The 24,521-nt window shown below is 65.4% G+C and carries 23 protein-coding genes; 11 read left to right on the top strand and 12 right to left on the bottom strand.

Annotation, left to right across the window (positions count from 1 at the left end; all coding sequences use genetic code 11):
• Window positions 1-7 precede the first annotated feature (7 nt).
• Genes F3H26_RS04420 through F3H26_RS04440 form a run of 5 tightly spaced genes read left to right on the top strand, consistent with a single transcriptional unit; the run spans window position 8 to window position 6,230 of the window.
• Complete coding sequence (locus tag F3H26_RS04420) at window positions 8-640, top strand: DUF2460 domain-containing protein (RefSeq protein ID WP_149774859.1); 633 nt, start codon at window positions 8-10, stop codon at window positions 638-640.
• The gene (locus F3H26_RS04425) at window positions 640-1,527 is read left to right on the top strand and encodes a DUF2163 domain-containing protein (protein WP_149774860.1); all 888 of its coding nucleotides are present in this window, start codon (window positions 640-642) and stop codon (window positions 1,525-1,527) included. Before F3H26_RS04420 ends, F3H26_RS04425 begins: the two co-directional genes overlap by 1 nt.
• A complete protein-coding gene (locus F3H26_RS04430) occupies window positions 1,527-1,970 on the top strand; it encodes a C40 family peptidase (RefSeq protein ID WP_149774861.1) in 444 nt (147 codons plus the stop codon). Before F3H26_RS04425 ends, F3H26_RS04430 begins: the two co-directional genes overlap by 1 nt.
• Window positions 1,970-5,926: a baseplate multidomain protein megatron gene (locus F3H26_RS04435; RefSeq protein ID WP_149774862.1), complete on the top strand. Its 3,957-nt coding sequence runs from the start codon at window positions 1,970-1,972 to the stop codon at window positions 5,924-5,926. The genes F3H26_RS04430 and F3H26_RS04435 overlap by 1 nt, the downstream gene beginning before the upstream one ends.
• Before the next feature lie 7 nt (window positions 5,927-5,933).
• The gene (locus F3H26_RS04440) at window positions 5,934-6,230 is read left to right on the top strand and encodes a DUF7742 family protein (RefSeq protein ID WP_149774863.1); all 297 of its coding nucleotides are present in this window, start codon (window positions 5,934-5,936) and stop codon (window positions 6,228-6,230) included.
• On the opposite strand, the gene F3H26_RS04445 is transcribed toward F3H26_RS04440, so the two are convergent.
• On the bottom strand, window positions 6,211-6,549 hold the full coding sequence (locus F3H26_RS04445) for a TraR/DksA family transcriptional regulator (RefSeq protein WP_149774864.1): 339 nt from the start codon (window positions 6,547-6,549) through the stop codon (window positions 6,211-6,213). The genes F3H26_RS04440 and F3H26_RS04445 overlap by 20 nt on opposite strands.
• A gap of 86 nt (window positions 6,550-6,635) precedes the next feature.
• Here F3H26_RS04445 and cysE point away from each other — a divergent pair, with 86 nt between their 5' ends.
• Window positions 6,636-7,445 carry a serine O-acetyltransferase gene (gene cysE / locus F3H26_RS04450; protein WP_149774865.1) on the top strand — a complete coding sequence of 270 codons (810 nt, stop codon included), beginning with the start codon at window positions 6,636-6,638 and terminating at the stop codon, window positions 7,443-7,445.
• Window positions 7,446-7,513: 68 nt separating this feature from the next.
• Here cysE and F3H26_RS04455 read toward each other — a convergent pair whose 3' ends face one another.
• The 6 genes from F3H26_RS04455 to F3H26_RS04480 form a co-directional block, all read right to left on the bottom strand.
• A complete protein-coding gene (locus F3H26_RS04455; protein ID WP_149774866.1) occupies window positions 7,514-8,827 on the bottom strand; it encodes a pyruvate dehydrogenase complex dihydrolipoamide acetyltransferase in 1,314 nt (437 codons plus the stop codon).
• 14 nt (window positions 8,828-8,841) lie between these two features.
• Window positions 8,842-10,221 (bottom strand): pyruvate dehydrogenase complex E1 component subunit beta, encoded by a 1,380-nt coding sequence (locus F3H26_RS04460; RefSeq protein ID WP_149774867.1) that lies wholly within the window; start codon window positions 10,219-10,221, stop codon window positions 8,842-8,844.
• Between the two features lie 15 nt (window positions 10,222-10,236).
• Window positions 10,237-11,226: a pyruvate dehydrogenase (acetyl-transferring) E1 component subunit alpha gene (pdhA, locus tag F3H26_RS04465; RefSeq protein ID WP_149774868.1), complete on the bottom strand. Its 990-nt coding sequence runs from the start codon at window positions 11,224-11,226 to the stop codon at window positions 10,237-10,239.
• Window positions 11,227-11,356: 130 nt separating this feature from the next.
• Window positions 11,357-11,656 (bottom strand): FtsB family cell division protein, encoded by a 300-nt coding sequence (locus F3H26_RS04470; RefSeq protein ID WP_149774869.1) that lies wholly within the window; start codon window positions 11,654-11,656, stop codon window positions 11,357-11,359.
• Between the two features lie 164 nt (window positions 11,657-11,820).
• Window positions 11,821-12,165 (bottom strand): lysozyme inhibitor LprI family protein, encoded by a 345-nt coding sequence (locus F3H26_RS04475; protein ID WP_223162426.1) that lies wholly within the window; start codon window positions 12,163-12,165, stop codon window positions 11,821-11,823.
• Between the two features lie 59 nt (window positions 12,166-12,224).
• Window positions 12,225-13,415: a phosphoglycerate kinase gene (locus F3H26_RS04480; RefSeq protein ID WP_149774871.1), complete on the bottom strand. Its 1,191-nt coding sequence runs from the start codon at window positions 13,413-13,415 to the stop codon at window positions 12,225-12,227.
• A 136-nt stretch (window positions 13,416-13,551) separates the two neighbouring features.
• On the opposite strand from F3H26_RS04480, the gene F3H26_RS04485 reads away from it, so the two are divergent.
• From F3H26_RS04485 to F3H26_RS04495, 3 genes are all read left to right on the top strand, one after another.
• A complete protein-coding gene (locus F3H26_RS04485) occupies window positions 13,552-14,058 on the top strand; it encodes a peptidylprolyl isomerase (RefSeq protein WP_149774872.1) in 507 nt (168 codons plus the stop codon).
• Window positions 14,051-14,596 (top strand): peptidylprolyl isomerase, encoded by a 546-nt coding sequence (locus F3H26_RS04490; protein WP_149774873.1) that lies wholly within the window; start codon window positions 14,051-14,053, stop codon window positions 14,594-14,596. Before F3H26_RS04485 ends, F3H26_RS04490 begins: the two co-directional genes overlap by 8 nt.
• Before the next feature lie 120 nt (window positions 14,597-14,716).
• On the top strand, window positions 14,717-15,679 hold the full coding sequence (locus tag F3H26_RS04495; RefSeq protein ID WP_149774874.1) for a DUF3179 domain-containing protein: 963 nt from the start codon (window positions 14,717-14,719) through the stop codon (window positions 15,677-15,679).
• Window positions 15,680-15,687: 8 nt separating this feature from the next.
• Here F3H26_RS04495 and aqpZ read toward each other — a convergent pair whose 3' ends face one another.
• From aqpZ to F3H26_RS04520, 5 genes are all read right to left on the bottom strand, one after another.
• The gene (aqpZ, locus tag F3H26_RS04500; protein ID WP_149774875.1) at window positions 15,688-16,377 is read right to left on the bottom strand and encodes an aquaporin Z; all 690 of its coding nucleotides are present in this window, start codon (window positions 16,375-16,377) and stop codon (window positions 15,688-15,690) included.
• Between the two features lie 179 nt (window positions 16,378-16,556).
• Window positions 16,557-17,060, bottom strand: a complete 504-nt coding sequence (locus F3H26_RS04505) for a bactofilin family protein (protein WP_149774876.1) — start codon at window positions 17,058-17,060, stop codon at window positions 16,557-16,559.
• Entirely contained in the window at window positions 17,050-18,375 is a 1,326-nt protein-coding gene (locus F3H26_RS04510; protein ID WP_149774877.1) for a M23 family metallopeptidase, read from the bottom strand. Before F3H26_RS04510 ends, F3H26_RS04505 begins: the two co-directional genes overlap by 11 nt.
• Before the next feature lie 188 nt (window positions 18,376-18,563).
• The gene (locus F3H26_RS04515; RefSeq protein ID WP_149774944.1) at window positions 18,564-19,382 is read right to left on the bottom strand and encodes a ferritin-like domain-containing protein; all 819 of its coding nucleotides are present in this window, start codon (window positions 19,380-19,382) and stop codon (window positions 18,564-18,566) included.
• 76 nt (window positions 19,383-19,458) lie between these two features.
• The gene (locus tag F3H26_RS04520) at window positions 19,459-19,920 is read right to left on the bottom strand and encodes a peroxiredoxin (RefSeq protein ID WP_149774878.1); all 462 of its coding nucleotides are present in this window, start codon (window positions 19,918-19,920) and stop codon (window positions 19,459-19,461) included.
• 79 nt (window positions 19,921-19,999) lie between these two features.
• Between F3H26_RS04520 and F3H26_RS04525 the strand changes: the two genes are divergently transcribed.
• Both F3H26_RS04525 and queA read left to right on the top strand, forming a co-directional pair.
• The gene (locus F3H26_RS04525) at window positions 20,000-23,362 is read left to right on the top strand and encodes a YhdP family protein (RefSeq protein WP_223162427.1); all 3,363 of its coding nucleotides are present in this window, start codon (window positions 20,000-20,002) and stop codon (window positions 23,360-23,362) included.
• Between the two features lie 45 nt (window positions 23,363-23,407).
• Entirely contained in the window at window positions 23,408-24,454 is a 1,047-nt protein-coding gene (gene queA / locus F3H26_RS04530) for a tRNA preQ1(34) S-adenosylmethionine ribosyltransferase-isomerase QueA (protein ID WP_149774879.1), read from the top strand.
• Window positions 24,455-24,521 lie beyond the last annotated feature (67 nt).

Below are 24,521 nucleotides of genomic sequence, written 5' to 3' on the forward strand. Positions count from 1 at the left end.
GCAGGACATGAATTTCCACGAAGTCAGATTTCCCGCCAGCCTGAGTTTCGGCTCGGTCGGCGGACCCGAGCGGCGCACGGATATCGTGACGCTGGCCAACGGGTTCGAGGAGCGCAACACGCCTTGGGCGCATTCACGGCGGCGCTATGACGCCGGATTGGGAATGCGGTCGCTGGACGATATCCAGACGTTGATCGCCTTTTTCGAGGCGCGCCAGGGGCAGATGTACGGGTTCCGCTGGAAGGACTGGTCGGACTACAAGTCCTGCGCAGCATCCGCCGAGGTCGACAAGGGCGACCAGGTGATCGGGCAAGGCGACGGGGTCACGACCGAGTTTCAACTGGTCAAGACCTATGCCTCGGGCGGGGTCGGCTATGTGCGTCCGATCGTCAAGCCGGTGCTGGGTACGGTCAAGGTGGGGCTCGATCAGGACGAGGCCCGAGAAGGCGTCGATTTCGAGGTGGACCTCAATCTCGGTCTGATCCAATTCGCGGTCCCGCCAGCCGAGGGAGTCGAGGTGACCGCCGGGTTCGAATTCGACGTGCCGGTGCGGTTTGACACCGACAGGATCCAGGTCAGCGTGGCCAGCTTTCAGGCTGGTGACGTGCCCAATGTTCCGGTGGTGGAGGTGCGGGTCTGATGAGCGGCGAAAAGCAGGCATTGCTGACCCATCTTCAGTCGGGCATGACCACGGTCTGCCGCTGTTGGGCGATCACTCGAACCGATGGCGTGTCCTTCGGGTTCACCGACCATGACCGCGAACTGGCCTTCGACGGACTGGTGTTCAAGGCAAGCACCGGGCTGACGGCCTCGGCGATCGAACAGGCGACGGGTTTGTCGATCGACAATTCCGAGGCCATGGGCGCCATATCCGATGCGGCCGTGCGCGACGAGGATATCGAGGCCGGCCGGTTCGACGGCGCCGAGGTGCGGGCCTGGCTGGTCAATTGGGCGGCGCCGGATCAGCGGATGCTGCAGTTTCGCGGCTCGATCGGCGAGTTGCGGCGGGCCGGTGGCGCGTTTCATGCCGAATTGCGGGGCCTGACCGACCGGTTGAACAGGCCCTTGGGGCGGATCTACCAAAAACCCTGTACCGCGGTTCTGGGCGACAAGGCCTGCAAGTTCGACACGAGCACGCCCGGCTATTGGGCAGAGGTCACGATTGCCGCAGTCGGCGACGGCCCGGTCTTGCGTCTGGAAGGGGCCGAGGAGATTGACGCGGGCTGGTTCGACCGGGGCCGGCTGGATGTGTTGAGCGGCGCATCGCAAGGGCTGTGGGCGACGATCAAGACGGATCGGCCGGTTTCGGGCGGGCGTGAGGTTATGCTGTGGTCCGGGATCGGCGGGGGCCTTTCGGCCGGTGATCGCGTCCGGCTGACGGCGGGTTGCGACAAACGCATGGATACCTGCCGGTTGAAATTCAACAATCTTCTGAAATTTCAGGGATTTCCCGACTTGCCCGGCGAAGATTGGGTGATGGCCGTGCCCAAGCAGGGAAACCAGTACAATGGGGGGAGCCGACGGTGATGCCAACCCGACATGACATCGTGAACGAAGCCCGCCGCTGGTTGGGGACACCGTATGTCCACCAGGCCTCGGTCAGGGGGGCGGGCACCGACTGCCTGGGGTTGCTGCGTGGTGTGTGGCGCGCCGCAATCGGGGACGAACCCGAAGCCGTGCCGGCCTACAGTCAGGACTGGTCCGAGCCACAGGGCGAGGAGCGGATGTGGGCGGCGGCCCAACGCCACCTGATCGAACGCCCCGACCTGAGCCTGGCCATCGGGGCTGTGCTGCTGTTCCGTATGCGCGATCGGGGCGTTGCCAAACATCTGGGCATCGTCAGCGAGACCGGCCCGGTACCGCGCTTCATCCATGCCTATTCGGGGCATGGGGTGGTTGAAAACGCTCTGAGCGATCCCTGGCGCCGCCGGGTGGTCGCCTGTTTTGATTTTCCTTTGGAGGACATCTGATGGCGACCATTCTGTTATCGGCGGCCGGGGCCGCGCTGGGCGGGTCCATCGGCGGAACGGTGGCCGGTCTGTCCACGGCGATCGTCGGTCGTGCCGTCGGCGCCACGCTGGGCCGGGTGATCGACCAGCGGCTGATGAGCCAATCGGTGATGGGCAGCGGCAGCGAAGTGGTCGAGACCGGGCGGCTGGACCGCTTTCGCCTGACCGAGACCGGCGAAGGTGCGCCCGTGGCCACCGTTTTCGGCCGGATGCGCGTGGGCGGGCAGGTCATCTGGGCTTCGGATTTCCTGGAAACGCGCTCGACCACGACGCAGTCTGCGGGAGGCGGCAAGGGGACGCCCAAATCCGCCGAAGTGACCACGCACAGCTACAGCTACTCGGTGTCGCTGGCGATTGCGGTCGGTGCGGGCGAAATCGCCGACGTTTCGCGCATTTGGGCCGATGGCGAGGAGATCGAACGCACCAGCGTGAACATGCGGATCTATCGGGGTACGGACACGCAGCTGCCCGACCCGTTGATCGAATCGATCGAAGGCACCGGCAATGTGCCGGCCTATCGCGGCACGGCCTATGTGGTGATCGAGGACCTGCAACTCGGCAGGTTCGGCAACCGCGTGCCGCAGTTTTCGTTCGAGGTGATCCGCCCCGATCAGGAGGATATGCCGAACCACGAGAGCGAGCTGCAACGGATCGTGAAGGGCGTGGCCCTGATTCCGGGCACGGGCGAATACACCCTTGCCAGCCGCCAGGTGAACTATGGCAAAGGGCAGGGGCGGACTTGGGCCGCGAATGTCAACGCGCCGTCCGGCCAGCCGGATCTTGTCGACTCGCTGCGGGCGCTGAGCCGGGAGTTGCCCGCCTGCGAGGCGACCTCGTTGGTCGTGTCGTGGTTCGGGGATGATCTGCGGTGCGGCCAGTGCAGCATTCGGCCCAAGGTTCTGCGACGGGATGTCGATGGCGTGAACATGCCGTGGAACGTGGCTGGGGTAAAACGCAGCGCGGCCGCGGTGATCGAGGAGATTGACGGCCGGCCGGTCTATGGCGGGACCCCGGCGGACGAGTCGGTCATCGAAGCCATCACGCACCTGAAGGCCACGGGTAAACGGGTCATGTTCTATCCGTTCGTCCTGATGGATCAACTGCCGGGGAACGGCCTGCCGGATCCGTGGTCCGATGCGGGCGATCAGCCGCATCTGCCTTGGCGCGGGCGGATCACGCTGGACGTTGCGCCGGGGCGGGACGGGTCTGTGGACGGAACAGCCCAGGCCGACGCGCAGGTGGCCAGCTTCTTTGGCGCGGCCAGGGCGTCGGATTTCGCGATCGGCGCAGGCACCGTCACCTATTCGGGGCCGCAGGAATGGGGGCTTGCGCGCTTCATCCTGCACTATGCCGCCCTGTGCAAGGCGGCCGGGGGGGTCGACTCGTTCTGCATCGGGTCCGAGATGCGGGGCCTGACCCAGATCCGCGGCGCCTCGGGATTTCCGGCCGTGGACCGCCTGCGGACCCTGGCGGCCGAAGTGCGCCAGATCCTGGGGCCGGAGACCCGGATCGGCTATGCCGCCGACTGGTCCGAGTATTTCGGCTATCAGCCGAACGACGGCAGCGGAGACCGGTATTTCCACCTGGATCCCCTGTGGGCCGACGACAACATCGACTTCGTCGGGATCGACAACTACATGCCGATCTCGGACTGGCGCGACGGCGACGGCCATCTTGACGCCAAATCCGGCGCGCGGTCGATCTATGACCTTGGGTATCTGCGCGCCAATATCGAAGGCGGCGAGGGCTATGACTGGTACTATGCCTCGCCGGAAGAGCGCGACGCCCAGATCCGGACCCCGATCGAGGATGCCGAACATGCCGAGCCATGGGTCTGGCGGTACAAGGACATCCGCAATTGGTGGTCGAACCCGCATCACGAACGCATCGGCGGGGTACGGCAGCCCGCGCCCACCGCATGGGTGCCCGGGTCGAAGCCCATCTGGTTCACCGAACTGGGCTGCGCGGCCATCGACAAGGGAACCAACCAGCCCAACAAGTTCGTCGATCCGAAATCCTCGGAATCGGACCTGCCCAGATACTCGAACGGGCTGCGCGATGACTTCATCCAGGTTCAGTACCTCAAGGCCACCCTGGGCTATTGGGCGGACCCGCAGGTGAATCCGGTTTCCGAGATCTATGGCGGGCCGATGGTGGATGTGTCGAATGCCTTTGTCTGGGCCTGGGATGCGCGGCCCTATCCGACCTTTCCGAATCTGCGCTCGCAATGGAGCGATGGGGCCAACTATGCGCGCGGTCACTGGCTGAACGGGCGGTCCGGTTCGCGCACTCTGGCCTCGGTCGTGACCGAAATCTGCCATGGCGCAGGGGTGACCGATATCGATGTGTCGGGCCTGTACGGCGTCGTGCGGGGCTATGCGGTCGAAGACGTGTCGGACGCGCGCTCGGCCTTGCAACCGCTCATGCTGCGCTATGGGTTCGACGCGGTCGAGCGCGACGGGATGCTGGTGTTCCGTATGCGCGAGGGTCGACATCCACACGACCTTGAACTGGACCAGATCGCGGAAAGCCCCGAGATCGAAGGGCGCGTGCAGTACCAGCGCGAGGCCGAAGCGGAAATGGCGGGCCGCGTGCGTCTGCGGTTCGTGCAGTCCGATTCCGACCACGACCTGGTGTCGGAAGAGGCGGTGATGCCCGATGACCGGACCCACTCGGTGGCCGTGAATGAAATGCCCTTGTCGATGACCCGGGCCGAAGGACGGCAGACCGTCGAACGCTGGCTGTCCGAGGCACGCGTGTCGCGCGACACGGTTCGGTTTGCGCTGCCGCCATCCCTGATGCACCTGGGTGCCGGGGACGTGGTGCGTCTGCCTTCGGCGAATGCGGCGTCCAAGGCCCTGTATCGCATCGACCGGGTCGAGCAGGCCGACCTGCAGCTGGTGGATGCGGTCCGGATCGAGCCGGCGGTCTATGACCGGTCGGACATGGAAGATGACGGCGGCAGCGCCAAGGCCTATGCCGCGCCGGTGCCGGTTCTGTCCTATTTCCTGGATCTGCCGCTGATCACCGGTGCGGAAAATCCGCACGCTCCGTATGTTGCGGCGACGGCCGACCCCTGGCCGGGCAGCGTGGCCGTCTATGCCTCGGACCGGGACGAGGGGTACGAATTGCGCGACGTTCTGCCGGGGCAGGCCGTGATCGGATTTGCCGAAACCCAACTGCCCAGGGCTGCGGCCGGGGTCTGGGACGAAGGCGCCCCGTTGCGGGTCAGGCTCATTGACGGGGTGCTGCAGTCGCAATCGCGAGCTGCCTTGCTGAACGGGGCGAACCTGGCGGCCATCGGCGATGGCTCCGCCGGCAATTGGGAGCTGTTCCAGTTCGCGGACGCGCAGTTGCGGGAACCCGGGGTCTACGACCTGTCCGGGCGGTTGCGGGGCCAGTTGGGCACCGATGGCCTGATGCCCGACTACTGGCCGGTGGGTTCGGTCTTCGTCCTGCTGGACGAGCGCATCCACCAAGCCAGCCTCGCGCGCAGCGAGCGCCGGGTCGAGCGGCATTTCCGGATCGGGCCGGCAACGCGAGGTTACGACGACGTGTCTTATACGCACAGGGTCGAAACCTTCGACGGCAACGGGCTGCGCCCCTATGCGCCGGTGCATCTGCGCGCACAGCAATCGGCAGGCGACGACCATCTGACCTGGGTGCGCCGGACCCGGATCGACGGAGACGACTGGAGCTTTCTCGAGGTGCCCCTGGGCGAGGAATCCGAGGCCTATCTGATCCGCATCAGCGCCGGTGGCGCGATGCGGCGCGAAGAGGTGGTCTCTGCTCCGAGCTGGACCTATACGGCCGCGATGAAATCCGCCGATGGCGTCACCGGCACCTATGATGTCGAGGTCGCACAGCTTTCGGCCAGCTATGGCCCCGGCCTGGCGGCGCGGCTGACCGTGGGTTAGGCCGGTCATGCGCCCCGTTCTGCACGGAGACGTCAGCGCGGCGGCGCGGGTCCTGTTGACCGCGCCGCCACCACAAAGGGACCGCCTGTGTGCCCGCATGATCGCCGAGGCCGAGCTGGCCGATCGGCATGTCGCGGCCACCGGGCGGCTGCATCCGCAGTTCGGCAACGGGTCGTTGATGGCGGCGGCGCGTGGCCGACCCCTGGCGGATGAACCGGGTTTCGACGACACGGATTACTGCCAGTGCTTCGAGACGGTTCTGCGCCATCTGGTCCGGTTTCAGATCAGCCGGACGCGCAGCTGACGCATTTCCCGGCGGCTGGATCCAGTTCCATCCGCCCACGCGCGATGGCCTCGCCGCAGTCTTCGCAATACCCGAACTCACCCTCGGAAATCCGCGCCAACGCGGCATTCAGCCGGCGGGCTTCAAGATCGCGCCGAGTCTGTTGGGCCTTGGCCATGGCCTGGTTCTGCAGCGCGTCCATCCGGCTGAGTCGCCCAACCGTCTGCTGGTCAAGCTCGACGACCGACTGGGCCTGTTTCCCGGCTTCGGAATTCTGTTCCAGTTCGGCCAACCGGGCGCGGATCCGTGTTTCGAATTCCTTCAGTTCCGCCTGGTTCATTTTTTGTTGTGCCGTAGATCAAGGGTTTGCGTTTGGCCTTTATGGGCCTAGATGGCTATTCTAGGCGCAGAAAAGGAACAAAAGCCATGTTTGAAACGCGCACCCAAGTCACTCCGGTCGATCCCGTCTGGGACCGGATCACATCCGAGGCACAAGCCGCCGTCGAGAAAGAGCCCTTGATGGGTGGGCTCGTGCATGCCTGCATCCTGCACCACAAATCGCTGGAACGTGCCCTGTCGTACCGGATCTCGGCCAAGCTGTGCTCGAACGAGATGTCGATGATGGTGCTGCGGGAAATCGTGGAGGAGGCCTACGCCGACGACAAAAGCCTGCTGACCGCCGCCCGGGCTGACCTGATGGCCGTGTACGAGCGTGACCCGGCCTGCCATCGTCTGCTGCAGCCGATCCTGTATTTCAAGGGCTACCAGGCCATGCAGGCCTATCGCGTGGCGCATTGGTTGTGGCGCAAGGGCCGCCACGATCTGGCCTATTTCCTGCAGATGCGCTGTTCCGAGATTTTTGGAATCGACATCCACCCTGCCGCGAAGATCGGCAAGGGCATCATGATCGACCATGCGCATTCCATCGTGATCGGTGAAACCGCGGTCGTGGGCGACAACGTCTCGATGCTGCATTCGGTGACCCTTGGCGGGACCGGCAAGGAGGAAGAGGACCGCCATCCCAAGATCGAGGATGGCGTTCTGATCGGCGCCGGCGCCAAGGTTCTGGGCAATATCCGGGTGGGTCATTGCAGCCGTATCGCTGCCGGTTCTGTGGTGCTGCAGGATGTGCCCCCCTGCAAGACCGTGGCCGGCATCCCCGCCAAGATCGTGGGCGAGGCCGGATGCGACCAGCCCTCGATCTCGATGGATCACATGCTGGGCAAGGATCGGTAAGCCTGTTCTCAGGTACGAAAAAAGCCGCCTCGGGGTCCGAGGCGGCTTTTTGATTCTTGCGGCGTGGATCAGGCCAGCATGACCACCGGGTTTTCCAGGTTGTCCACGATGGCCTGCAGGAGCTGTGCTCCCAGCGCGCCGTCGATCACCCGGTGATCGACCGACATGGTAACCGACATCACGGTCGCCACGGTCAGTTCCCCGTCTTCGCCCACGACCGGCTTCTTTGCGCCGGTGCCGACGGCCAGGATGCCCGCGTGCGGCGGGTTCACGATGGCGTCGAAATTGTCGATGCCATACATGCCGAGGTTCGAGATCGCGAAGGTGCCGCCCTGGTATTCATGCGGAGCCAGCTTGCGCTCGCGGGCGCGGGCGGCGAGGTCTTTCATCTCGGTCGAGAGCGCGGACAGCGACTTGCTGTCGGCATCCTGCAGGACCGGGGTGAACAGCCCGCCTTCGATCGCTACCGCCACGGCCACGTCCGAAGGTTTCAACTGCAGCACCCGGTCGCCCGCCCAGACGGCGTTGCATTCGGGCACCTGCTGCAGCGCGTTGGCGACGGCCTTGATGATGAAGTCGTTGACGCTCAGCTTCACGCCGCGGGACTCCAGCTGCTTGTTCAACTGGCTGCGGAATTTCAGCAGCGCGTCCAGCTTGATGTCGCGGCGCAGGTAGAAATGCGGGATGGTCTGCTTGGCCTCGGCCAGACGGGCGGCGATGGTCTTGCGCATGCCGTCCAGCTTGACCTCCTCGTATTCGCGGCCTTCGTACATGCGGGCCACCATGTCGGCCGAGGGGCCGGCGGGAGCCGCCGCGGGTGCAGGCGCTGCGCTGGGTGCGGCTGCCGGGGCCGGAGCGGCGGCCGGAGCGGTTGCGCCTTCGACATCCGCCTTGACGATGCGGCCATGCGGGCCCGAGCCCTTGATCTGCGCCAGGTCCAGCCCTTTTTGCGCGGCGATACGGCGGGCCAGGGGCGAGGCGAAGATACGACCGCCATCGGCTTTGACCGGGGCCGCCGGTGCCGGGGCAGGGGCGGGCGCCTCGGATGCCGCGGGGGCGGCAGCCTCGTTGCCCGCGTCGGCTGCGGGTGCAGCCTCCGCCGCCTCGGTCGGCGCGGCTGCGATGTCGTCGGCGCTTTCGCCTTCTTCCAGCAGCACGGCGATGGGGGTGTTGACCTTGACCCCTTCGGTGCCCTCGGGGATCAGGATCTTGCCGACGACGCCTTCGTCAACGGCTTCGAATTCCATCGTGGCCTTGTCGGTCTCGATCTCGGCCAGCAGGTCGCCCGAGGAGACGGTGTCGCCTTCCTTGACCAGCCATTTGGCGAGCGTGCCTTCCTCCATGGTCGGCGAAAGGGCGGGCATCAGGATTTCGGTGGGCATCTGTCAGTCGCTCCTTACCGATAGGTCACTTGTTTGACGGCTTCGATCACCTCGTCAGTGGTCACCAGCGCCAGTTTTTCCAGGTTGGCGGCATAGGGCATGGGCACGTCCTTGCCGGTGCAGTTGATGACGGGCGCGTCGAGATAGTCGAACGCCTGCTGCATCACCACCGAGCTGATGTAGCTGCCGACGGAGCCCTGCGGCCAGCCTTCCTCGACCGTGACCAGACGGTTGGTCTTCATCACCGAGTTGATGATGGTGCCGGTGTCCATCGGACGCAGGGTGCGCAGGTCGATCACCTCGGCGCTGATGCCGTCCTCGGCCAGTTTGTCGGCGGCTTCCAGCGCGTATTGCATGCCGATGCCGAAGCTGACGATGGTCACGTCGGTGCCTTCGCGCCAGATGCGGGCCTTGCCCAGCGGTACGGTCAGGTCATCGACCTGCGGCACGTCGAAGGAGCGGCCATAGAGGATTTCGTTTTCCAGGAACACGACCGGGTTGGGGTCTCGGATCGCCGATTTCAGCAGCCCCTTGGCGTCGGCCGCCGAATAGGGCATCACCACCTTCAGGCCGGGGATCTGCATGTACCAGGCGGCATAATCCTGAGAGTGCTGGGCTGCCACGCGCGCCGCCGCGCCGTTGGGGCCGCGGAACACGATCGGGCAACCCATCTGACCACCCGACATGTACAGCGTCTTGGCGGCCGAGTTGATGATCTGGTCAATTGCCTGCATGGCGAAGTTGAACGTCATGAACTCGACGATCGGCTTGAGCCCGCCAAAGGCCGAGCCTACAGCGATGCCGGTAAAGCCATGCTCGGTGATCGGCGTGTCGATCACGCGTTTTGCGCCGAACTCGTCCAGCAGACCTTGGCTGACCTTGTAGGCGCCCTGGTATTCACCGACTTCCTCGCCCATCAGGTAGACGTCTTCGTCCGAGCGCATTTCCTCGGCCATCGCGTCGCGCAGGGCTTCGCGGACGGTCTGCTGTTTCATCGGCGCATCGGCCGGCCAGTCGGGCGAGAGATCCACCACGGGCGCGGCCGGAGCCGCGGCAGGGGCGGGTGCGGGCGCCTCAACCGCCGCAGGGGCGGCGGCCTCGTTGCCCGCCTCGGCTGCCGGGGCAGCCTCGGGCAGGGCGGAGACGTCTTCGCCCTCTTCGACCAGCACGGCGATGGGGGTGTTGACCTTGACCCCTTCGGTGCCCTCGGGGATCAGGATCTTGCCGATGATGCCCTCATCGACGGCTTCGAACTCCATCGTCGCCTTGTCGGTTTCGATCTCGGCCAGAATGTCGCCGGAGCTTACGGTGTCGCCTTCCTTGACCAGCCACTTGGCCAGGGTGCCTTCCTCCATGGTCGGCGAAAGGGCGGGCATGAGAATTTCGGTTGCCATGTCTTGTTCGTCCTCTCAGGCGTAGATGTCGGTCCAGAGCTCTTCGACGGGCGGCTCGGGGCTTTCCTTGGCGAATTCGGCGGCCTTGTTGACGACCTCCTTGATCTCCTTGTCGATCGCCTTGAGGTCATCCTCGGATGCGTGCTTGCCGGACAGAAGCAGCTCGCGCACATGTTCGATCGGGTCGCTCTGTTCGCGCACCTTCTGCACCTCTTCACGGGTGCGGTACTTGGCCGGGTCCGACATCGAATGGCCGCGATAGCGGTAGGTCTTGACCTCGAGGATGTAGGGGCCCTTGCCCGCGCGGCAGTGCGCCACGGCCTTTTCGCCGGCCTCTTTCACCGCCAGCACGTCCATGCCGTTGACGATCTCGCCGGGGATGCCGAACGCCTCGCCGCGGTGATAGATGTCCTTGGTGGAGGTCGAGCGCGACTGCGCCGTGCCCATGGCGTACTGGTTGTTCTCGATCACGAAGACCACCGGCAGCTGCCACAGGGCGGCCATGTTGAAGGTTTCATAGACCTGGCCCTGGTTCGCCGCGCCATCGCCGAAATAGGTGAAGGTCACGCGGCCATTTCCCTTGTACTTGTCGGCAAAGGCCAGACCGGCGCCCAGCGGCACCTGCGCGCCCACGATGCCGTGGCCGCCATAGAAATGCTTTTCCTTCGAGAACATGTGCATCGAGCCGCCCTTGCCCTTGGACAGGCCGCCGATGCGCCCGGTAAGCTCGGCCATTACGCCGCCCGGGTCCATGCCGCAGGCCAGCATGTGGCCGTGGTCGCGGTAGGAGGTGATGCGCTTGTCGCCTTCCTCGGCCGCGGCCTCGAGCCCGACGACGACCGCCTCTTGCCCGATGTAGAGGTGGCAGAAGCCGCCGATCAGACCCATTCCGTACAGTTGTCCTGCCTTTTCCTCGAATCGGCGGATCAACAGCATCTCGCGGTAGTAGGTCTTGAGTTCTTCCGCAGAAACGTTTGGTTTCTTTGTGGTTTTTCGCGCAGCCATCGTGGCGACCTCTCCCTTCCGGCAAGATAGTTTAGCGTTAAACTATCTTTTAGTGCATTTCGCGCGGTCTGGCGAGTGGAAATGTGACGCAGCGTCCCGGCGCGCGCTGTGCCAAAACCGGGGCGGGCGTTCAGCGGATGACGATTTCGTCGGCGCGGATCATGCCCAGAACCGAGCGTGCCTGTTCGTCCAGAAGATCAAGGTCAAGATAGGTGTCCGAGAGCCTGCGCGTCAGGTTTTCCATCCGCGCGATCTCGGCGTTCAATGCGGCGAGGTCGCGCGACAGAGCATCCCGTTCCGCCGCAATCTCGACCCGCCTGAGCAGGCCGTAGTCGCCCTGTACGGCGGCGAAGGTGAAATACACACCCAGCAAAAACGCCACTGAAAAGAACAGGACTGCGCCCAAACCGGGACGACTGGAACGGGACACTCTGTTTACCGCCGTATGAATGCTGCCTCGAAATCGTGCCCGTTTCCCGGGCATCTGTCGGCACTATGTCACAGGTGATTCGGCTTGTGAATCCCCGATTCGCACTTTTTGGAGTTCGACGGAAAAAGTTGTCGTTTGCAGGCCGTGACCGCGCGGGGAGCGCCTCAACGCCAAGCGGTCAGTTCCTGATTTCGCTTCAGGGTCTGTTCTTCCATGCAGGACCAATAGAACATCTGCGCAGCGCTGCCATCGCTTTGGAGTTCGGGGGCGCAGGTCGCATCCCTGCGTTTCAGCCAGGCGCGCTGTTCGTTCAACAATGCCTGGCCGTTTCCGCGCCTATCCGCCGCCGGTTTGATTTCGTTCCAGAGGCGGTTCAGCTCTTTGTCAGCGATCTCCCATCTCTCTTTGGCGCAGAACGTGGCGTCGATCTGGGTTTGGCCGGCGCAATGGGACTGCGCGCCGGAAACTGTGGGCAGAAGGATAACGGCAAGGGTGGCAACGGCTTTCATGGCCCATCTCTCGGCTTGTGGCAGAATACCACGAATGCCGATTGCCAGCCAGAATTGCGTTATTGCTCCAGCGCGGCAACGCCGGGCAGGGTTTTGCCTTCCATCCATTCCAGGAATGCGCCACCCGCCGTCGAGATGTACGAGAAATCCTTGGCCGCGCCCGACGCGTTCAGCGCGGCGACCGTATCGCCGCCGCCTGCGACCGAGACCAGCTTGCCCGCTCGGGTCAGCTCGGCCGCCTTCAGCGCGGCGGCGTTGGTGGCCGCGTCGAAGGGTTCGATCTCGAAAGCACCCAGCGGGCCGTTCCAGATCAGGGTCTTGCTGTCTTCAAAGGTCTTGCAGATCGTGGCCACGGTTTCCGGCCCGGCGTCCAGGATCATCGCATCGGCCGGGCACTGATCGGCCGACACCACCTGGTGCGGGGCGTGGGTCTCGAACTTTTCGGCCACGACCACGTCGCTGGGCAGGATGATGCGACAGCCGGTTTCCTCGGCCTTGGCCATGATCTGCGCCGCGGTGTCGGTCATGGCGTGTTCGGCCAGCGATTTGCCCACGTCATACCCTTTGGCCAGCAGGAAGGTGTTGGCCATGCCGCCGCCGATGATCAGGTTGTCGACCTTCTCGATCAGGTTGCCCAGCAGGTCCAGCTTGGTCGAGACCTTGGCCCCGCCGACCACCGCGGTGACCGGACGCTGAGGGTTGCCCAACGCGGCCTCGAGCGCGCTCAGTTCGGCCTGCATCAGGCGCCCCGCGCAGGCCGGCAGCAGCCGCGCCAGCCCCTCGGTCGAGGCATGGGCACGGTGCGCGGCGGAAAAGGCATCGTTGCAATAGACGTCGCCCAGCTTGGCCATCCCTTCGGCCAGTTTGGCGCTGTTCTTGGTTTCTCCGTCGTGAAACCGCGTGTTCTCCAGCAGGACGACCTCGCCTTCGCCTTGGTTGGCCACGGCCAGCTCGGCCTCGTATCCGACGCAATCCTCGCCAAAGCGGACCTTGGTGCCAAAGGCCGACTCCAGCGCGGGCACCAGCTGTTTCAGCGACAGGTTCTGCCGACGTTCACCGCCGGGGCGCCCGAAATGGGCCAGCAGGATCGGTTTGCCGCCCTTGGCCAGAATGTCGCGCACGGTGGGCACGATGCGTTGGATGCGCGTGTCGTCGGTCACCGCGCCATCCACGACCGGCACGTTGATGTCCACGCGCACCAGCACGCGTTTGCCCTGCAGGTCCATGTCGTCCAGCGTTTTCCAGCCCATCGTGTCATCCTCGCCGTTGTCACCACGCGTCAGCGGTTCTTTTCCTGCATTTTGCCGACAGGTCAATGCTTCACTTGGCTTTCCCGCGTCCGGCGCATAGGTATTTGCGCAAACCATTTCCACAGGAGAGAGCCCCATGGCCGAGATCAAGGATCCCGAAAACACCATCATAATCGAGCTGAAGGACGGCAAGGTCGTCATCGAGCTGCTGCCCGACGTGGCGCCCCAGCATTGCGAGCGCATGAAGGAACTGGCGCGCGCGGGCGAGTATGACAACGTGGCCTTTCACCGGGTGATCGACGGCTTCATGGCGCAGACGGGCGACGTACAGCACGGCGACATGGAAGACGGCTTCAACATCCGCATGGCGGGCACCGGCGGGTCGTCGCTGCCGAACCTTCCGGCGGAATTCTCGAAACTGCCGCATGACCGCGGCACGCTGGGCGCGGCCCGGTCGGCCAACCCGAACTCGGCCAATTCGCAGTTCTTCATCAACTTCAAGGACAACCATTTCCTGAACGGCCAATACACCGTCTATGGCCGCGTGATCGAGGGGATGGAGCATGTCGACGCCATCACCCGCGGCGAGCCGCCCGCGAACCCCGACCGCATGATCAGCGTCAAGGTGGCCGCCGATGTATAAGCTGGCCGCCGCCTTTGCCTTGCTGGCCAGCCCGGCGCTGGCCACGGGCCTGCAGATCGAAGTCGAGGGCGAGGCCAACGGCACGATCACCATCGACCTGTTCGAAGACGTTGCGCCCAAACATGTCGAGCAGATCACCGCTCTGGCTGCCCAGGGCAAGTATGACGGGGTGGTGTTCCACCGCGTGATCGAAGGCTTCATGGCGCAGACCGGCGATGTCGAATACGGCAAGCTGGGCAGTGACATGCGCCGCGCGGGCACCGGTGGGTCCGATCGTCCTGACCTGCCGGCCGAATTCTCGGCCATCCCGTACGAGCGTGGCATCGTCGGCATGGCCCGCGCGCGTGATCCGAACAGCGCCAACTCGCAGTTCTTCATCATGTTCGAGCGGGCCCCGTCGCTGAACGGCCAGTACACGGTGGTCGGCAAGGTGACCGGTGGGATGGACGTGGTGGACGCCATCAAGCGCGGCACCGGCCCGAACGGCGCCGTGATCGGCCAGCCCGACGTGATGACCAAGGTCACCGTTACCGAATGACCTCGACCCCCGGCGCGGTTTCCGCGCCGGGTTTGCCGCACGGGCGTTCACGTCCCCGTGCGGGGGGCTTGGCCCGCCGCCCGCGCATCGCGCATCATGGCAGACAGCCAGAGGTGCCTCATGCGATCCCTTATATCTGCCCTTCTGCTGGTTTGCGCGGCGGCTGCCTCCGCCAACCCCGATCTGTGGCGTGGCGAGTGGCCGCGGACCGATTTCACGATGACCTCGGTGCAGGACTGGAGCCAGATCCGTTCGGGCGGACCGCCCAGAGATGGCATCCCGGCGCTCAGCGATCCGCGTTTTGTCGGGGTGTCCGTGAATACCGGACTGGCCGCTGTCGAGCCGGTCATCTCGGTCGAACTACCCGGCGCGCGGCCAAGGGCCTATCCGATCCGCTATCTGATCTGGCACGAGATCGTCAATGACCGGATCGGCAACCAGCCCGTCGCGATCACCTATTGCCCCTTGTGCAACTCGGCGCTGGTGTTCGACCGGCGCACCGCGCACGGCGTGCTTGGTTTTGGCGTCACGGGCAAGCTGCGCCATTCGGACATGGTCATGTACGACCGTGAAACCGAAAGCTGGTGGCAGCAGGCCACGGGCGAGGCCATCGTCGGGCGGCTGACCGGAACCCGGCTGCGGGCGCTGCCGGCGTGGATGGAAAGTTGGGCGCAGTTTCGTCAGCGCAACCCCGATGGGCTGGTGATGGCCGAACCGGATTACAGCCGCGACTATGGCCGCAACCCCTATCGCGGCTATGACACATCGCGCCAACCGTTTCTGTATGACGGAGCGCCGCCGCCACATGGTCTTCACCCGCTGGAACGTGTGGTGCGGGTGGGCGACCGGGCCTGGCCACTGACCCGCCTGCGCCGCGAAGGGCAGGTGGCCGAGGCCGGCGTGACGATCTCGTGGCGCAGCGGCCAGGCCTCGGCGCTGGACGCCGGGCGCATCGCCAAGGGGCGTGACGTCGGCTCGATCCGCGTCACCGATGCCGCCGGGCAGGACGTGGTGCATGACGTGATGTTCGCCTTTGCCTTCCACGCCTTCTGGCCCGACGGCATCTGGATGACGGGTCGCTAGGCCGGGCGTCAGTCCTCGGACGCCATCGCCTTCCAGATCAGCGCGCCCACCGCGCCGCCGATCAGCGGGGCGATCCAGAACAGCCACAGCTGGGCCAGCGCAGGCCCGTCGGCGAAGAGCGCAACGCCGGTCGAGCGGGCCGGGTTCACCGACGTGTTGGTGACCGGGATCGAGATCAGGTGGATCAGGGTCAGCCCCAAACCGATGGCGATGGGCGCAAACCCGGCCGGAGCCTTTTGGGACGTTGCGCCCAGAATGATGATCAGAAAAAAGGCGGTCAGGACGATCTCGATCACCAGGGCGGACATCATCGAATAGCCCTCGGGCGAGGCTTCGCCGTACCCGTTCGAGGCAAAACTGCCCACACCGGAAAACCCGGGCGCGCCGCTGACGATCAGGTAAAGAACCGCAGCGGCCAGGATGGCGCCGATCACTTGCGCGGCCCAATAAGGCAGCAGGTCTCTGGCCGGAAAGCGTCCGCCGATCATCAGGCCCAGGCTGACGGCCGGGTTGAAATGTCCGCCCGAGATATGGCCCACCGCAAAGGCCATCGTCAGCACCGTCAAACCGAAGGCGAAGGAAACGCCCAGCCAGCCGATGCCGACATCCGCCACGCCTGCGGCCAGAACCGCACTGCCGCACCCGCCAAGAACCAGCCAGAACGTGCCGAAGAATTCGGCCATCAATTTTGCTCGCATCGTGAAATCTCCCAAATACAACGGGGGCAAGTGTATCCGAAATCGGGAAAATTTCGAATCCCGCACCGATAGCCGCGCCGCATTGGGACTCATTGGCTACGTTCTCGGGGGCATCGCGCACGAAAAAACGCCGCGGCGGGGCCGCGGCGCTTGGGTCGGAACCGTTGGGTTCTTCGGATTTACTGGCTGACTTCGGCGGCCGGGTTGGCGCCGGTCTTGCCGCTGCGGCCCGGGTTCAGCGGGTCGTCCTGACGCTGGACCGACCCCTCGAAATGCGCGCCGCTTTCGATGGCGATGGTCTTGTGGATGATGTCGCCCTCGACACGCGCGGTCGAGGTCAGGCGCACCTTCAGCCCGCGCACGCGGCCCACGATGCGGCCGTTGATGACCACGTCATCGGCGGTCACTTCGCCCTTGATCGTCGCGGTCTCGCCGATGGTCAGCAGATGCGCGCGGATGTCGCCCTCGACGGTGCCTTCGACCTGGATGTCGCCGGTGGTCTTGATGTTGCCGGTGATGTGCAGATCGGACGACAGAACCGATGCCGGCGGCTTGGGTTTCGGCGGGGTTGCGGCCGCTTTCTGCTGGGTCGGGGCAGGGGTCGCCTGAGCTGCCGGAGCGGCGGGCTTTGCCGTTTCGGAGGCCTTGGGTGCGGGCTCGTTGATCTTGCTCTTAGAAAACATTGTTCGCAGCCTTGATGTAGGTCATGGGGTTTACGGGTTTTCCGTTCACGCGCACCTCATAGTGCAGATGCGTTCCGGTCGACCGTCCGGTGTTACCCATATCAGCAATGTGATCCCCGCGCGAGACCCTTTGGCCGACCTTCACGCGGATGTTCGAATTATGGGCGTAATAGGTTTCGATCCCGAAGGCGTGCTTGATCTTGACCAGCTTGCCGAAACCCGATTGCCATCCGGCATGGGTCACGACGCCGTCGGCGGTCGCATAGATGTTCGTGCCCTTGGGGGCGGCGAAATCGGTGCCCTTGTGCATCCGGCGGCCACCGGTCTTGGGGTCGCGGCGATAGCCAAAGCCGCTGGTGAACCGAAAGGCCGACTTCACCGGCGTGGCAAACGGGGCCTTTTCAGCGGCGATGCGATACAGGTTCAACTGGTCCATCTGTTCCAGCAGGCGGTTGGCGCGGATTTCATCCGGCGACAGCTCCTCGCCGCGGGTGCTGAACGAGATCGGAGTCAACGGCCCGCCGATGCCGCTGTAGCCGCGCCGCACCTCGTCGAGGATCCGGTCGGTCGGCATGCCGGCCTGCCGGAACATCTTGTCCAGCGGCTCGACCGAGATCAGCATCGCCTCTTCCAGCTGGCGGAAGATCTCGTCATTGCGTTCCTGCATCAACTGGATCTCAAGTTCCAGCTCGTCGCGCTGGTCCAGCGCGCTCTGGGCATCGGATGCGATCCGGTCGCGCTGCTGGGCCGTTCGGGCCAGGGCCTCGGACAGGAATTCCAGCTGAGCGGGGGCGGCCGATGCGAACATGGCCGCGGCCGGATCGTCGGCCTTCCGCTTCAGCGCGGCCAGTTCGGCGCGCGCCTCTTCGCGCTGTTTCATGGTGGCGCGCAGGGTGGCCTGTATCACTTCGATTCCCGTTTCCAGCTCGTGCCGGCGGTTCTCGGATTCCAGCAGTTCCGACTGCATCGCCGAGATCCGCTCGAGCGCGGAATTGAAGCGTTCATGCGCGGCCAGCGCCTCTTGGGCGCGGGCGTCCCGTTCGGCGGACAGGATGTTCAGACGTTCCTGATATACCGCCTGATCGCGTTTGGCCTGCTCGCGGAAATTGCCCGACCCGATGCTGTCCATCAGCAACAGCGCAGTGGCCACCGACGTCCAGCCGACCATGACCGCCACGCCCAGAACCGCCAGCACCTGGGTTTCCGAACTGAGCCGGACAAAGCGCGTGTCCCTGTCGGATTTCAGAAAGACCCTGCGTTCGGGAAAGTGCCGTTCGAGCAGTGAGTGCAGTTTGATCGCCAGACGTGTTCGCACGCGCCTTACTCCTCATCCCCATTGTCCGGGTCGGTCATGAGTGGTTGCCGTGGCGGCTTGCCGACCCTTGGGACGACTGATTAATGGCCGGTCAGCGATTGGGCAAGTTTGTTAACCGATTGGTGCAAAAATCGCGCAGTTTGGGGCGCTGGATCGGCGGGAATTTGCCGAAGCGCGCTGTGCCCGGTCTATTTCCGCGCCGTTCCGGGCGGGGGAAGATCTTCGGCCAGGGGCCAGTAGAAATCGGGCGGCAACCCGGCCTCGGCCCGCTTCTCTTCGTTGAAGGGCGGCTTCAGGGCGCCGTGGAAATACCGGCGGACCAATTCGTGAAACACGTCCTTGGGGTCGGCGTTTTCCCGACCGCACAGAAAGTGGAACCATTTCGACCCATAGGCGACGTGGCCGACCTCTTCGGCATAGATCACTTCCAGCGCGGCCACCGCCTGATCGGCCTTGGCCTTGCGGAAAATCTCGATCATGCCCGGCGTCACGTCCAGGCCGCGTGCCTCGAGCACCATCGGCACCACCGCAAGCCGCCCCATCAGGTCCTCGGCGGTGTCCTCGGCCGCGCGCCACATGCCGGCATGGGCGGGCAGCGCGCCGTAATGGCTGCCCATCGCTTCCAGACAGTCGCAGACCATCTCGAAATGGCGCGATTCCTCCTCGGCGCATTTGACCCAGTCGTCGTAGAACCCGATCGGCATCGGTACGTGTCCGAACCGGGCGATGATGTCCCAATGCAGGTCCACCGCGTTCAGCTCGATATGGGCCACGGCATGCAGCAGCGCGATGCGCCCGGCCTCGGACCCGGGGCGGCGGCGCGGCACGTCGCGCGGCGACAGCAGCTCGGGGCGGGCCGGGCGCGCGGGATGCAGCGGCGGTTCGGCGGTGCCGATCTCGATCGCCGGGGCCTCGCCCTTGCGGGACGCGACCCAGTCGGCGGCATGGCGCCGCGACAGGGCGGTCTTGGCCCGCCCGTCCGCGGTGGTCAGTACCTCGGTTGCCATCTGGGTTAGGGTCTTGGCCACGGTGATCCTCGGGTCGAATGAAACTGCCGCCTCTTAGACCGGATGGCGCGCGGCGTCAAAGCGCGCGCACGGCCTCCAGCACCTCATCGACGTGACCGGGGACCTTCACCTTGCGCCAGACGCGGGCGATCTTGCCGTCGGCGTCGAGCAGAAAGGTCGAACGCTCGATCCCCATTGATTTCTTTCCGTACATGTTCTTTTCCACCCAGACACCGTAGGCCTCGCAGACGGATCCGTCTTCGTCGGACAGAAGCGGCGTGGTCAGACCGTGCTTGGCGACGAACTTGTCATGCTTGGCGACGCTGTCGCGCGAGATGCCGAAGACCTGCGCGCCGGCCTCGGCGAAAGCGGGCAGAGCCTCGGAAAATCCGATGGATTCCTTCGTGCAGCCCGGCGTATCATCGCGGGGATAGAAGAACAGAACGACGGGGCGGCCGCGCAGGGCCGACAGGGTGACCGAACCGCCGCCGTCACGGGGCAGGGTGAAATCGGGGGCGATGTCTGACAGGTCGGGCATGGAGGTCTCCGGTTGTGGTTGTGATGAACTGCCGCGGATAATAGAACGGCGTCAGCGGGTTGGAAGGCTGGTAGGCGAATTGGCTGAGCGGCAGGACGAAAAATCGGACGAACAGGGCCGGGCGCCGCGCCGCCGGTCCCGCCGCCGGACGGCCGTTCTGTGGGCCTTGCGCGGGGTTTTCGTGCTGGTGTTTCTGGCCGTGTTCGCGGGGTTGATGGTTTTGGGGCAACGGGTGCATGCGCCGGCCTGGCTGCGCGACCGGGTCGAGACGCGGCTGGATCAGGCGCTGGACGGGGTGAAAATCCGGTTCGGCGATGCCAGTTTCATCATCCACGAGGGCTGGCGTCCGCGCCTGCGGCTGAGCGACGTGTCGATCACTGATGCCGAAGGGCGGCAGATCGCGCATGTGTCGGATCTGCGGGCCAGCCTGTCGATGCGCCCGTTGCTGCGCGGTCATGTCCGGCCCAAGCGGATCGTGCTGAACGGGGCCCAGATCACGCTGGTCCGCGGGCCGGACGGGATGCTGACCCTGACCGTGGGCTCGGGCAGCGCCCCCGTGCGGCAGGCGCCGAATCTGGCCGAACTGATCGAGCAGGCCGATGCCGTTTTCCAGTCTCCGGCCCTGTCCGCGCTGGCGTCGGTCGAGATGGAGGCGATCACGCTGGACTACAGCGATCAGCGGCTTGGCCGGTCCTGGGTTCTGGATGGCGGGCACATCCTGGTCACCCGCGACGACCGGGCCTTGCGGCTGGCCACCGGGTTCTCGGTTCTGGCGGGGCGCGACTTTGTCAGCATGGTCGAGGCCAACTATACCAGCACCTTCGGCTCGCCTCAGGCACAGTTCGGAATCTCGATCACGGACCTGCCCGCCGTGGACGTGGCCGCGCAGGCGCCGGCGCTGGCGTGGCTGCAGGTGCTGGACACGCCGATCTCGGGCGCCCTGCGCGGCAGCATCGACGGGCAGGGGGCGTTGGGGCCGGTTTTTGCCACGCTCAACCTCGGCCCGGGCGCCGTGCAGCCCAACCCCGAAACCCGGCCGGTGCCGTTTGAAACGGCTCGCACCTATTTCACCTATGACCCCGGCCGGCAGGCTCTGGATTTCAACGAAGTATCCATCGCCTCGGCCTGGGGAACGGTCCAGGGTGAAGGTGAGGCCTATCTGGAGGGTGTGGAGACGGGTGCGCTGCAGAGCATGGCGGTTCAGGTCCGCCTGACGGGAATCGGGGTGAACCCGGCCGATCTGTTCGTGGAGGATCTGCGCCTGAACCGGGCTCAGCTGGATTTCCAGGTCAGTCTGAACCCGTTCCGCCTGCAACTGGGGCAGGCGGTTGTCGAGGACGATGACGTGCGGCTGCACGCATCCGGTGCGGTGCAGGGCCTGCCCGACGGTTGGAGCGTGGATCTGGATGCCGGGATCAATCAGATCTCGCACAGGCGCGTACTGCGGTACTGGCCGCCGCGGCTGGCGCCGAAGCCGCGCAAATGGGTCACGGAAAACGTGTTCGGCGGGCAGATGTCGGACGTGGATTTCGCCCTGCGCCTGCGCCCGGGGAGCAAACCGCAGATTTATGCGGATTTCGAATTCGACCGGGCGACCGTCCGGTTTGCCAAGACCCTGCCGCCGTTGCAGAACGCACGCGGCGAGGCCAGCCTGATCGAGCGGCGCTTTGCCGTCACCGCCCATCAGGGATTCGTGCAGGCCGATCAGGGCGGAGTCGTCGATGCCGCGGGCACCTCGTTCATCATCCCCGATACCGGGATCAAGAAATCGACGCCGGGCATCGCGCGCATTCAGGCCAGGGGCAGCGTGACCGCGGCGCTGTCGCTGCTGGACCGGCCGCCATTGTCCGTGCTGACCAAGGCCAAACTGCCGGTTGATCTGGCCGACGGGCAGGTGCGGTTGAGCGGCACGTTGGCCCTGCCGCTGATCAAGGGGGTCAAGCTGGAAGACACCCGGTTCCATTTTGCCGGGGACATCCTGAACCTGCAGACCGAGCGTCTTGTGCCCGGTTTCCGCGTCAGCGCGGCGAAACTGGCCCTGAGCGGCACCCAGGACGAGGTCACCATCGCCGGCGACGGGTCTTTCGGGGCGGTTCCGATGCAGGTCCGCTGGCGACAGCCCATCGGCGGCACCGAGCCGCAGCGCAGCACCCTGACCGGGCAGATCGAGCTGTCGCCGCGGTTGATGGACGAGCTGAAGGCGGGATTGCCGCCGCAGATGCTGGCGGGGCAGAGCGTGGCGCAGATCGAACTGGGGATCGGGGGCGGGCAGCCCACGCGTCTGCGCGCCAGTTCGGATCTTGCCGGGGTGACCCTGGCGATCCCCGAATTGGGTTGGCGCAAGCCTCCGTCCGACACGGGCGCTCTGACGGTCGAGGCCACCGTCTCCGAGCCGCTGAGCATCGACACGCTGCGGATCGAAGCCGCCGGGCTGCGGGCCGTGGGCGCGATCTCGGTCAGGGACGGCGCGCTGGACCGGATCCGGTTCAGCACGTTCGAACTGGGCGATTGGCTGGCGGTTCCGGCGGAACTGATCGGGCGGGGTGCGGCGGCCCCGGATATCCGGGTTCTGGGTGGGGTTCTGAACCTGGCCAGGGCGACCTTCGCCAGCGGTGGCGGAGGCGGCGGTGCGGGCCCGAAACTGGACGTGACGCTGGACCGGCTGCAGGTCACCGACACGGTGGCCCTGACCGGCCTGACCGGGAATTTCCAGACGACGGGCGGCCTGCAGGGCGGGTTCAGCGCCCGGGTGAACGGTGGTGCCACCGTTCAGGGGCAGGTCTTTCCCGGCAGCGATGGCCGCAGCGCAGTCCGGCTGCAATCGGTGGATGCCGGGGCCGTGCTGCGGTCGGCCGGGTTGCTGACGCAGGCGCAGGGCGGCACGCTCCAGGTCCAGCTGGACCCGGTGGCCGAGCCCGGCAACTTTGACCTGAACCTGAACATCCGCAACACGCGCATCACTGATGCCCCGGCCATGGCGGCCCTGTTGAACGCGATCAGCCTGGTGGGGCTGCTGGACGAGATGTCCGGGCAGGGGATCCAGTTCTCGTCGATCGAGAGTGCGATGCGAATCACGCCGACGCAGGTCAAGATCCTCAGCGGCAGCGCGGTCGGGCCATCGCTGGGGCTGTCGTTCGACGGCACGGTCGATCTGAAGCGCAAATTCCTGAACCTACAGGGCGCGATTTCGCCGATCTACCTGGTCAACGCCATCGGCAGCGTTCTGACCCAGAAGGGCGAGGGTGTTTTCGCCTTCAACTACAAGCTGGTCGGCCCGTTCTCGGCGCCGCAGGTCTCGGTCAATCCGCTGTCGGGGCTGGCGCCGCTGTTCCTGCGCAATCTGATGCGGCAACCGGCGCCGACGGTTTCGGACGGCCCGAACGCAACGCCGCAACGCGACGGCCCCAGTCCGTCCCTGGGTACGCGGGGCGAAGATCGTTGACCGGGATCGGTGGCCAAATCCGTTCGGGCAGTGTAAGGCGCGCGCATGAAGCTGAGTGATTTCGATTTCGACCTGCCCGAAGACCTGATCGCCACCCGGCCCGCCAGCCCACGCTCGTCGGCGCGTCTGTTGGTGGCGCGGGGCGATGACCTGACCGATGCGCGCGTGTCCGACCTGCCCGACTGGCTGCGGCCGGGCGACCGGCTGGTGTTGAACGACACCCGGGTCATTCCCGCGCGTCTGTCGGGGCGGCGCCACCGCAACAGCGCGCAGGGCCCGGTGTCGGCCGCGGTCGAGGCCACCTTGCTGGACCCGCAGGCCGACGGCAGTTGGGCAGCACTGCTGAAGCCGCTGAAAAAGGTGCGCGTCGGCGAAGAGATCGTGTTCTCGGACGATCTGTCGGCGGTTCTGGACCGCGTCGTGGACGGGCAGGCGCATCTGCGGTTCAACCTGACGGGCGAGGATTTCGACCGCGCGCTTGAGCAAGCCGGGGCGATGCCCCTGCCGCCCTACATCGCCGCAAAGCGTCCGGCGGACGAGCGGGACAAGACGGATTACCAGACGGTCTGGGCGCGCCATTCCGGTGCCGTGGCGGCGCCCACCGCCTCGCTGCATTTCGACGAGGCGCTGCTGCGGGCGCTGGCCGCGCGTGGCGTGAATTTCACCTATGTCACCCTGCACGTGGGCGCCGGCACCTTCCTGCCGGTCAAGGTCGAGGACGTGACCACCCACAAGATGCATGCCGAATGGGGGCGCGTCAGCGCGCAGGCCGCGGCCGAGATCGCCGCCACCAAGGCCGCTGGCGGCCGCGTCATTCCCGTGGGCACCACCGCGCTGCGCCTGATCGAAAGCGCCGCGCGCGGCGGACAGATCGAACCCTGGGAAGGCGAGACCGACATCTTCATCTATCCCGGTTTCGAATTCCATGTGACCGATGCGCTGATGACCAATTTCCATCTGCCCAGATCGACCCTGCTGATGCTGGTCTCGGCGCTGATGGGCAAGGACCGGATGCTGCGGATCTACGATCACGCCATTGCCAGCCGGTATCGGTTCTTTTCCTATGGTGACGCGTCGCTTTTGATCCCTTAGAGGGCGCGATCGCCGGACCGAATCCGGGAAATGTCGTAGACAAGCGCGACCGGGGCGTCTTTTGGCC

It is taken from the genome of Ruegeria intermedia (assembly GCF_900129345.1).
In the GTDB taxonomy this organism is placed as follows: domain Bacteria; phylum Pseudomonadota; class Alphaproteobacteria; order Rhodobacterales; family Rhodobacteraceae; genus Ruegeria; species Ruegeria intermedia.

Coding starts and splice junctions, on each gene's coding strand:
- F3H26_RS04420 (WP_149774859.1), top strand. CDS start 8: ATGAATTTCCACGAAGTCAGATTTCCCGCCAGCCTGAGTTTCGGCTCG.
- F3H26_RS04425 (WP_149774860.1), top strand. CDS start 640: ATGAGCGGCGAAAAGCAGGCATTGCTGACCCATCTTCAGTCGGGCATG.
- F3H26_RS04430 (WP_149774861.1), top strand. CDS start 1,527: ATGCCAACCCGACATGACATCGTGAACGAAGCCCGCCGCTGGTTGGGG.
- F3H26_RS04435 (WP_149774862.1), top strand. CDS start 1,970: ATGGCGACCATTCTGTTATCGGCGGCCGGGGCCGCGCTGGGCGGGTCC.
- F3H26_RS04440 (WP_149774863.1), top strand. CDS start 5,934: ATGCGCCCCGTTCTGCACGGAGACGTCAGCGCGGCGGCGCGGGTCCTG.
- F3H26_RS04445 (WP_149774864.1), bottom strand. CDS start 6,549: ATGAACCAGGCGGAACTGAAGGAATTCGAAACACGGATCCGCGCCCGG.
- cysE (WP_149774865.1), top strand. CDS start 6,636: ATGTTTGAAACGCGCACCCAAGTCACTCCGGTCGATCCCGTCTGGGAC.
- F3H26_RS04455 (WP_149774866.1), bottom strand. CDS start 8,827: ATGCCCACCGAAATCCTGATGCCCGCCCTTTCGCCGACCATGGAGGAA.
- F3H26_RS04460 (WP_149774867.1), bottom strand. CDS start 10,221: ATGGCAACCGAAATTCTCATGCCCGCCCTTTCGCCGACCATGGAGGAA.
- pdhA (WP_149774868.1), bottom strand. CDS start 11,226: ATGGCTGCGCGAAAAACCACAAAGAAACCAAACGTTTCTGCGGAAGAA.
- F3H26_RS04475 (WP_223162426.1), bottom strand. CDS start 12,165: ATGAAAGCCGTTGCCACCCTTGCCGTTATCCTTCTGCCCACAGTTTCC.
- F3H26_RS04480 (WP_149774871.1), bottom strand. CDS start 13,415: ATGGGCTGGAAAACGCTGGACGACATGGACCTGCAGGGCAAACGCGTG.
- F3H26_RS04485 (WP_149774872.1), top strand. CDS start 13,552: ATGGCCGAGATCAAGGATCCCGAAAACACCATCATAATCGAGCTGAAG.
- F3H26_RS04490 (WP_149774873.1), top strand. CDS start 14,051: ATGTATAAGCTGGCCGCCGCCTTTGCCTTGCTGGCCAGCCCGGCGCTG.
- F3H26_RS04495 (WP_149774874.1), top strand. CDS start 14,717: ATGCGATCCCTTATATCTGCCCTTCTGCTGGTTTGCGCGGCGGCTGCC.
- aqpZ (WP_149774875.1), bottom strand. CDS start 16,377: ATGCGAGCAAAATTGATGGCCGAATTCTTCGGCACGTTCTGGCTGGTT.
- F3H26_RS04505 (WP_149774876.1), bottom strand. CDS start 17,060: ATGTTTTCTAAGAGCAAGATCAACGAGCCCGCACCCAAGGCCTCCGAA.
- F3H26_RS04515 (WP_149774944.1), bottom strand. CDS start 19,382: ATGGCAACCGAGGTACTGACCACCGCGGACGGGCGGGCCAAGACCGCC.
- F3H26_RS04520 (WP_149774878.1), bottom strand. CDS start 19,920: ATGCCCGACCTGTCAGACATCGCCCCCGATTTCACCCTGCCCCGTGAC.
- queA (WP_149774879.1), top strand. CDS start 23,408: ATGAAGCTGAGTGATTTCGATTTCGACCTGCCCGAAGACCTGATCGCC.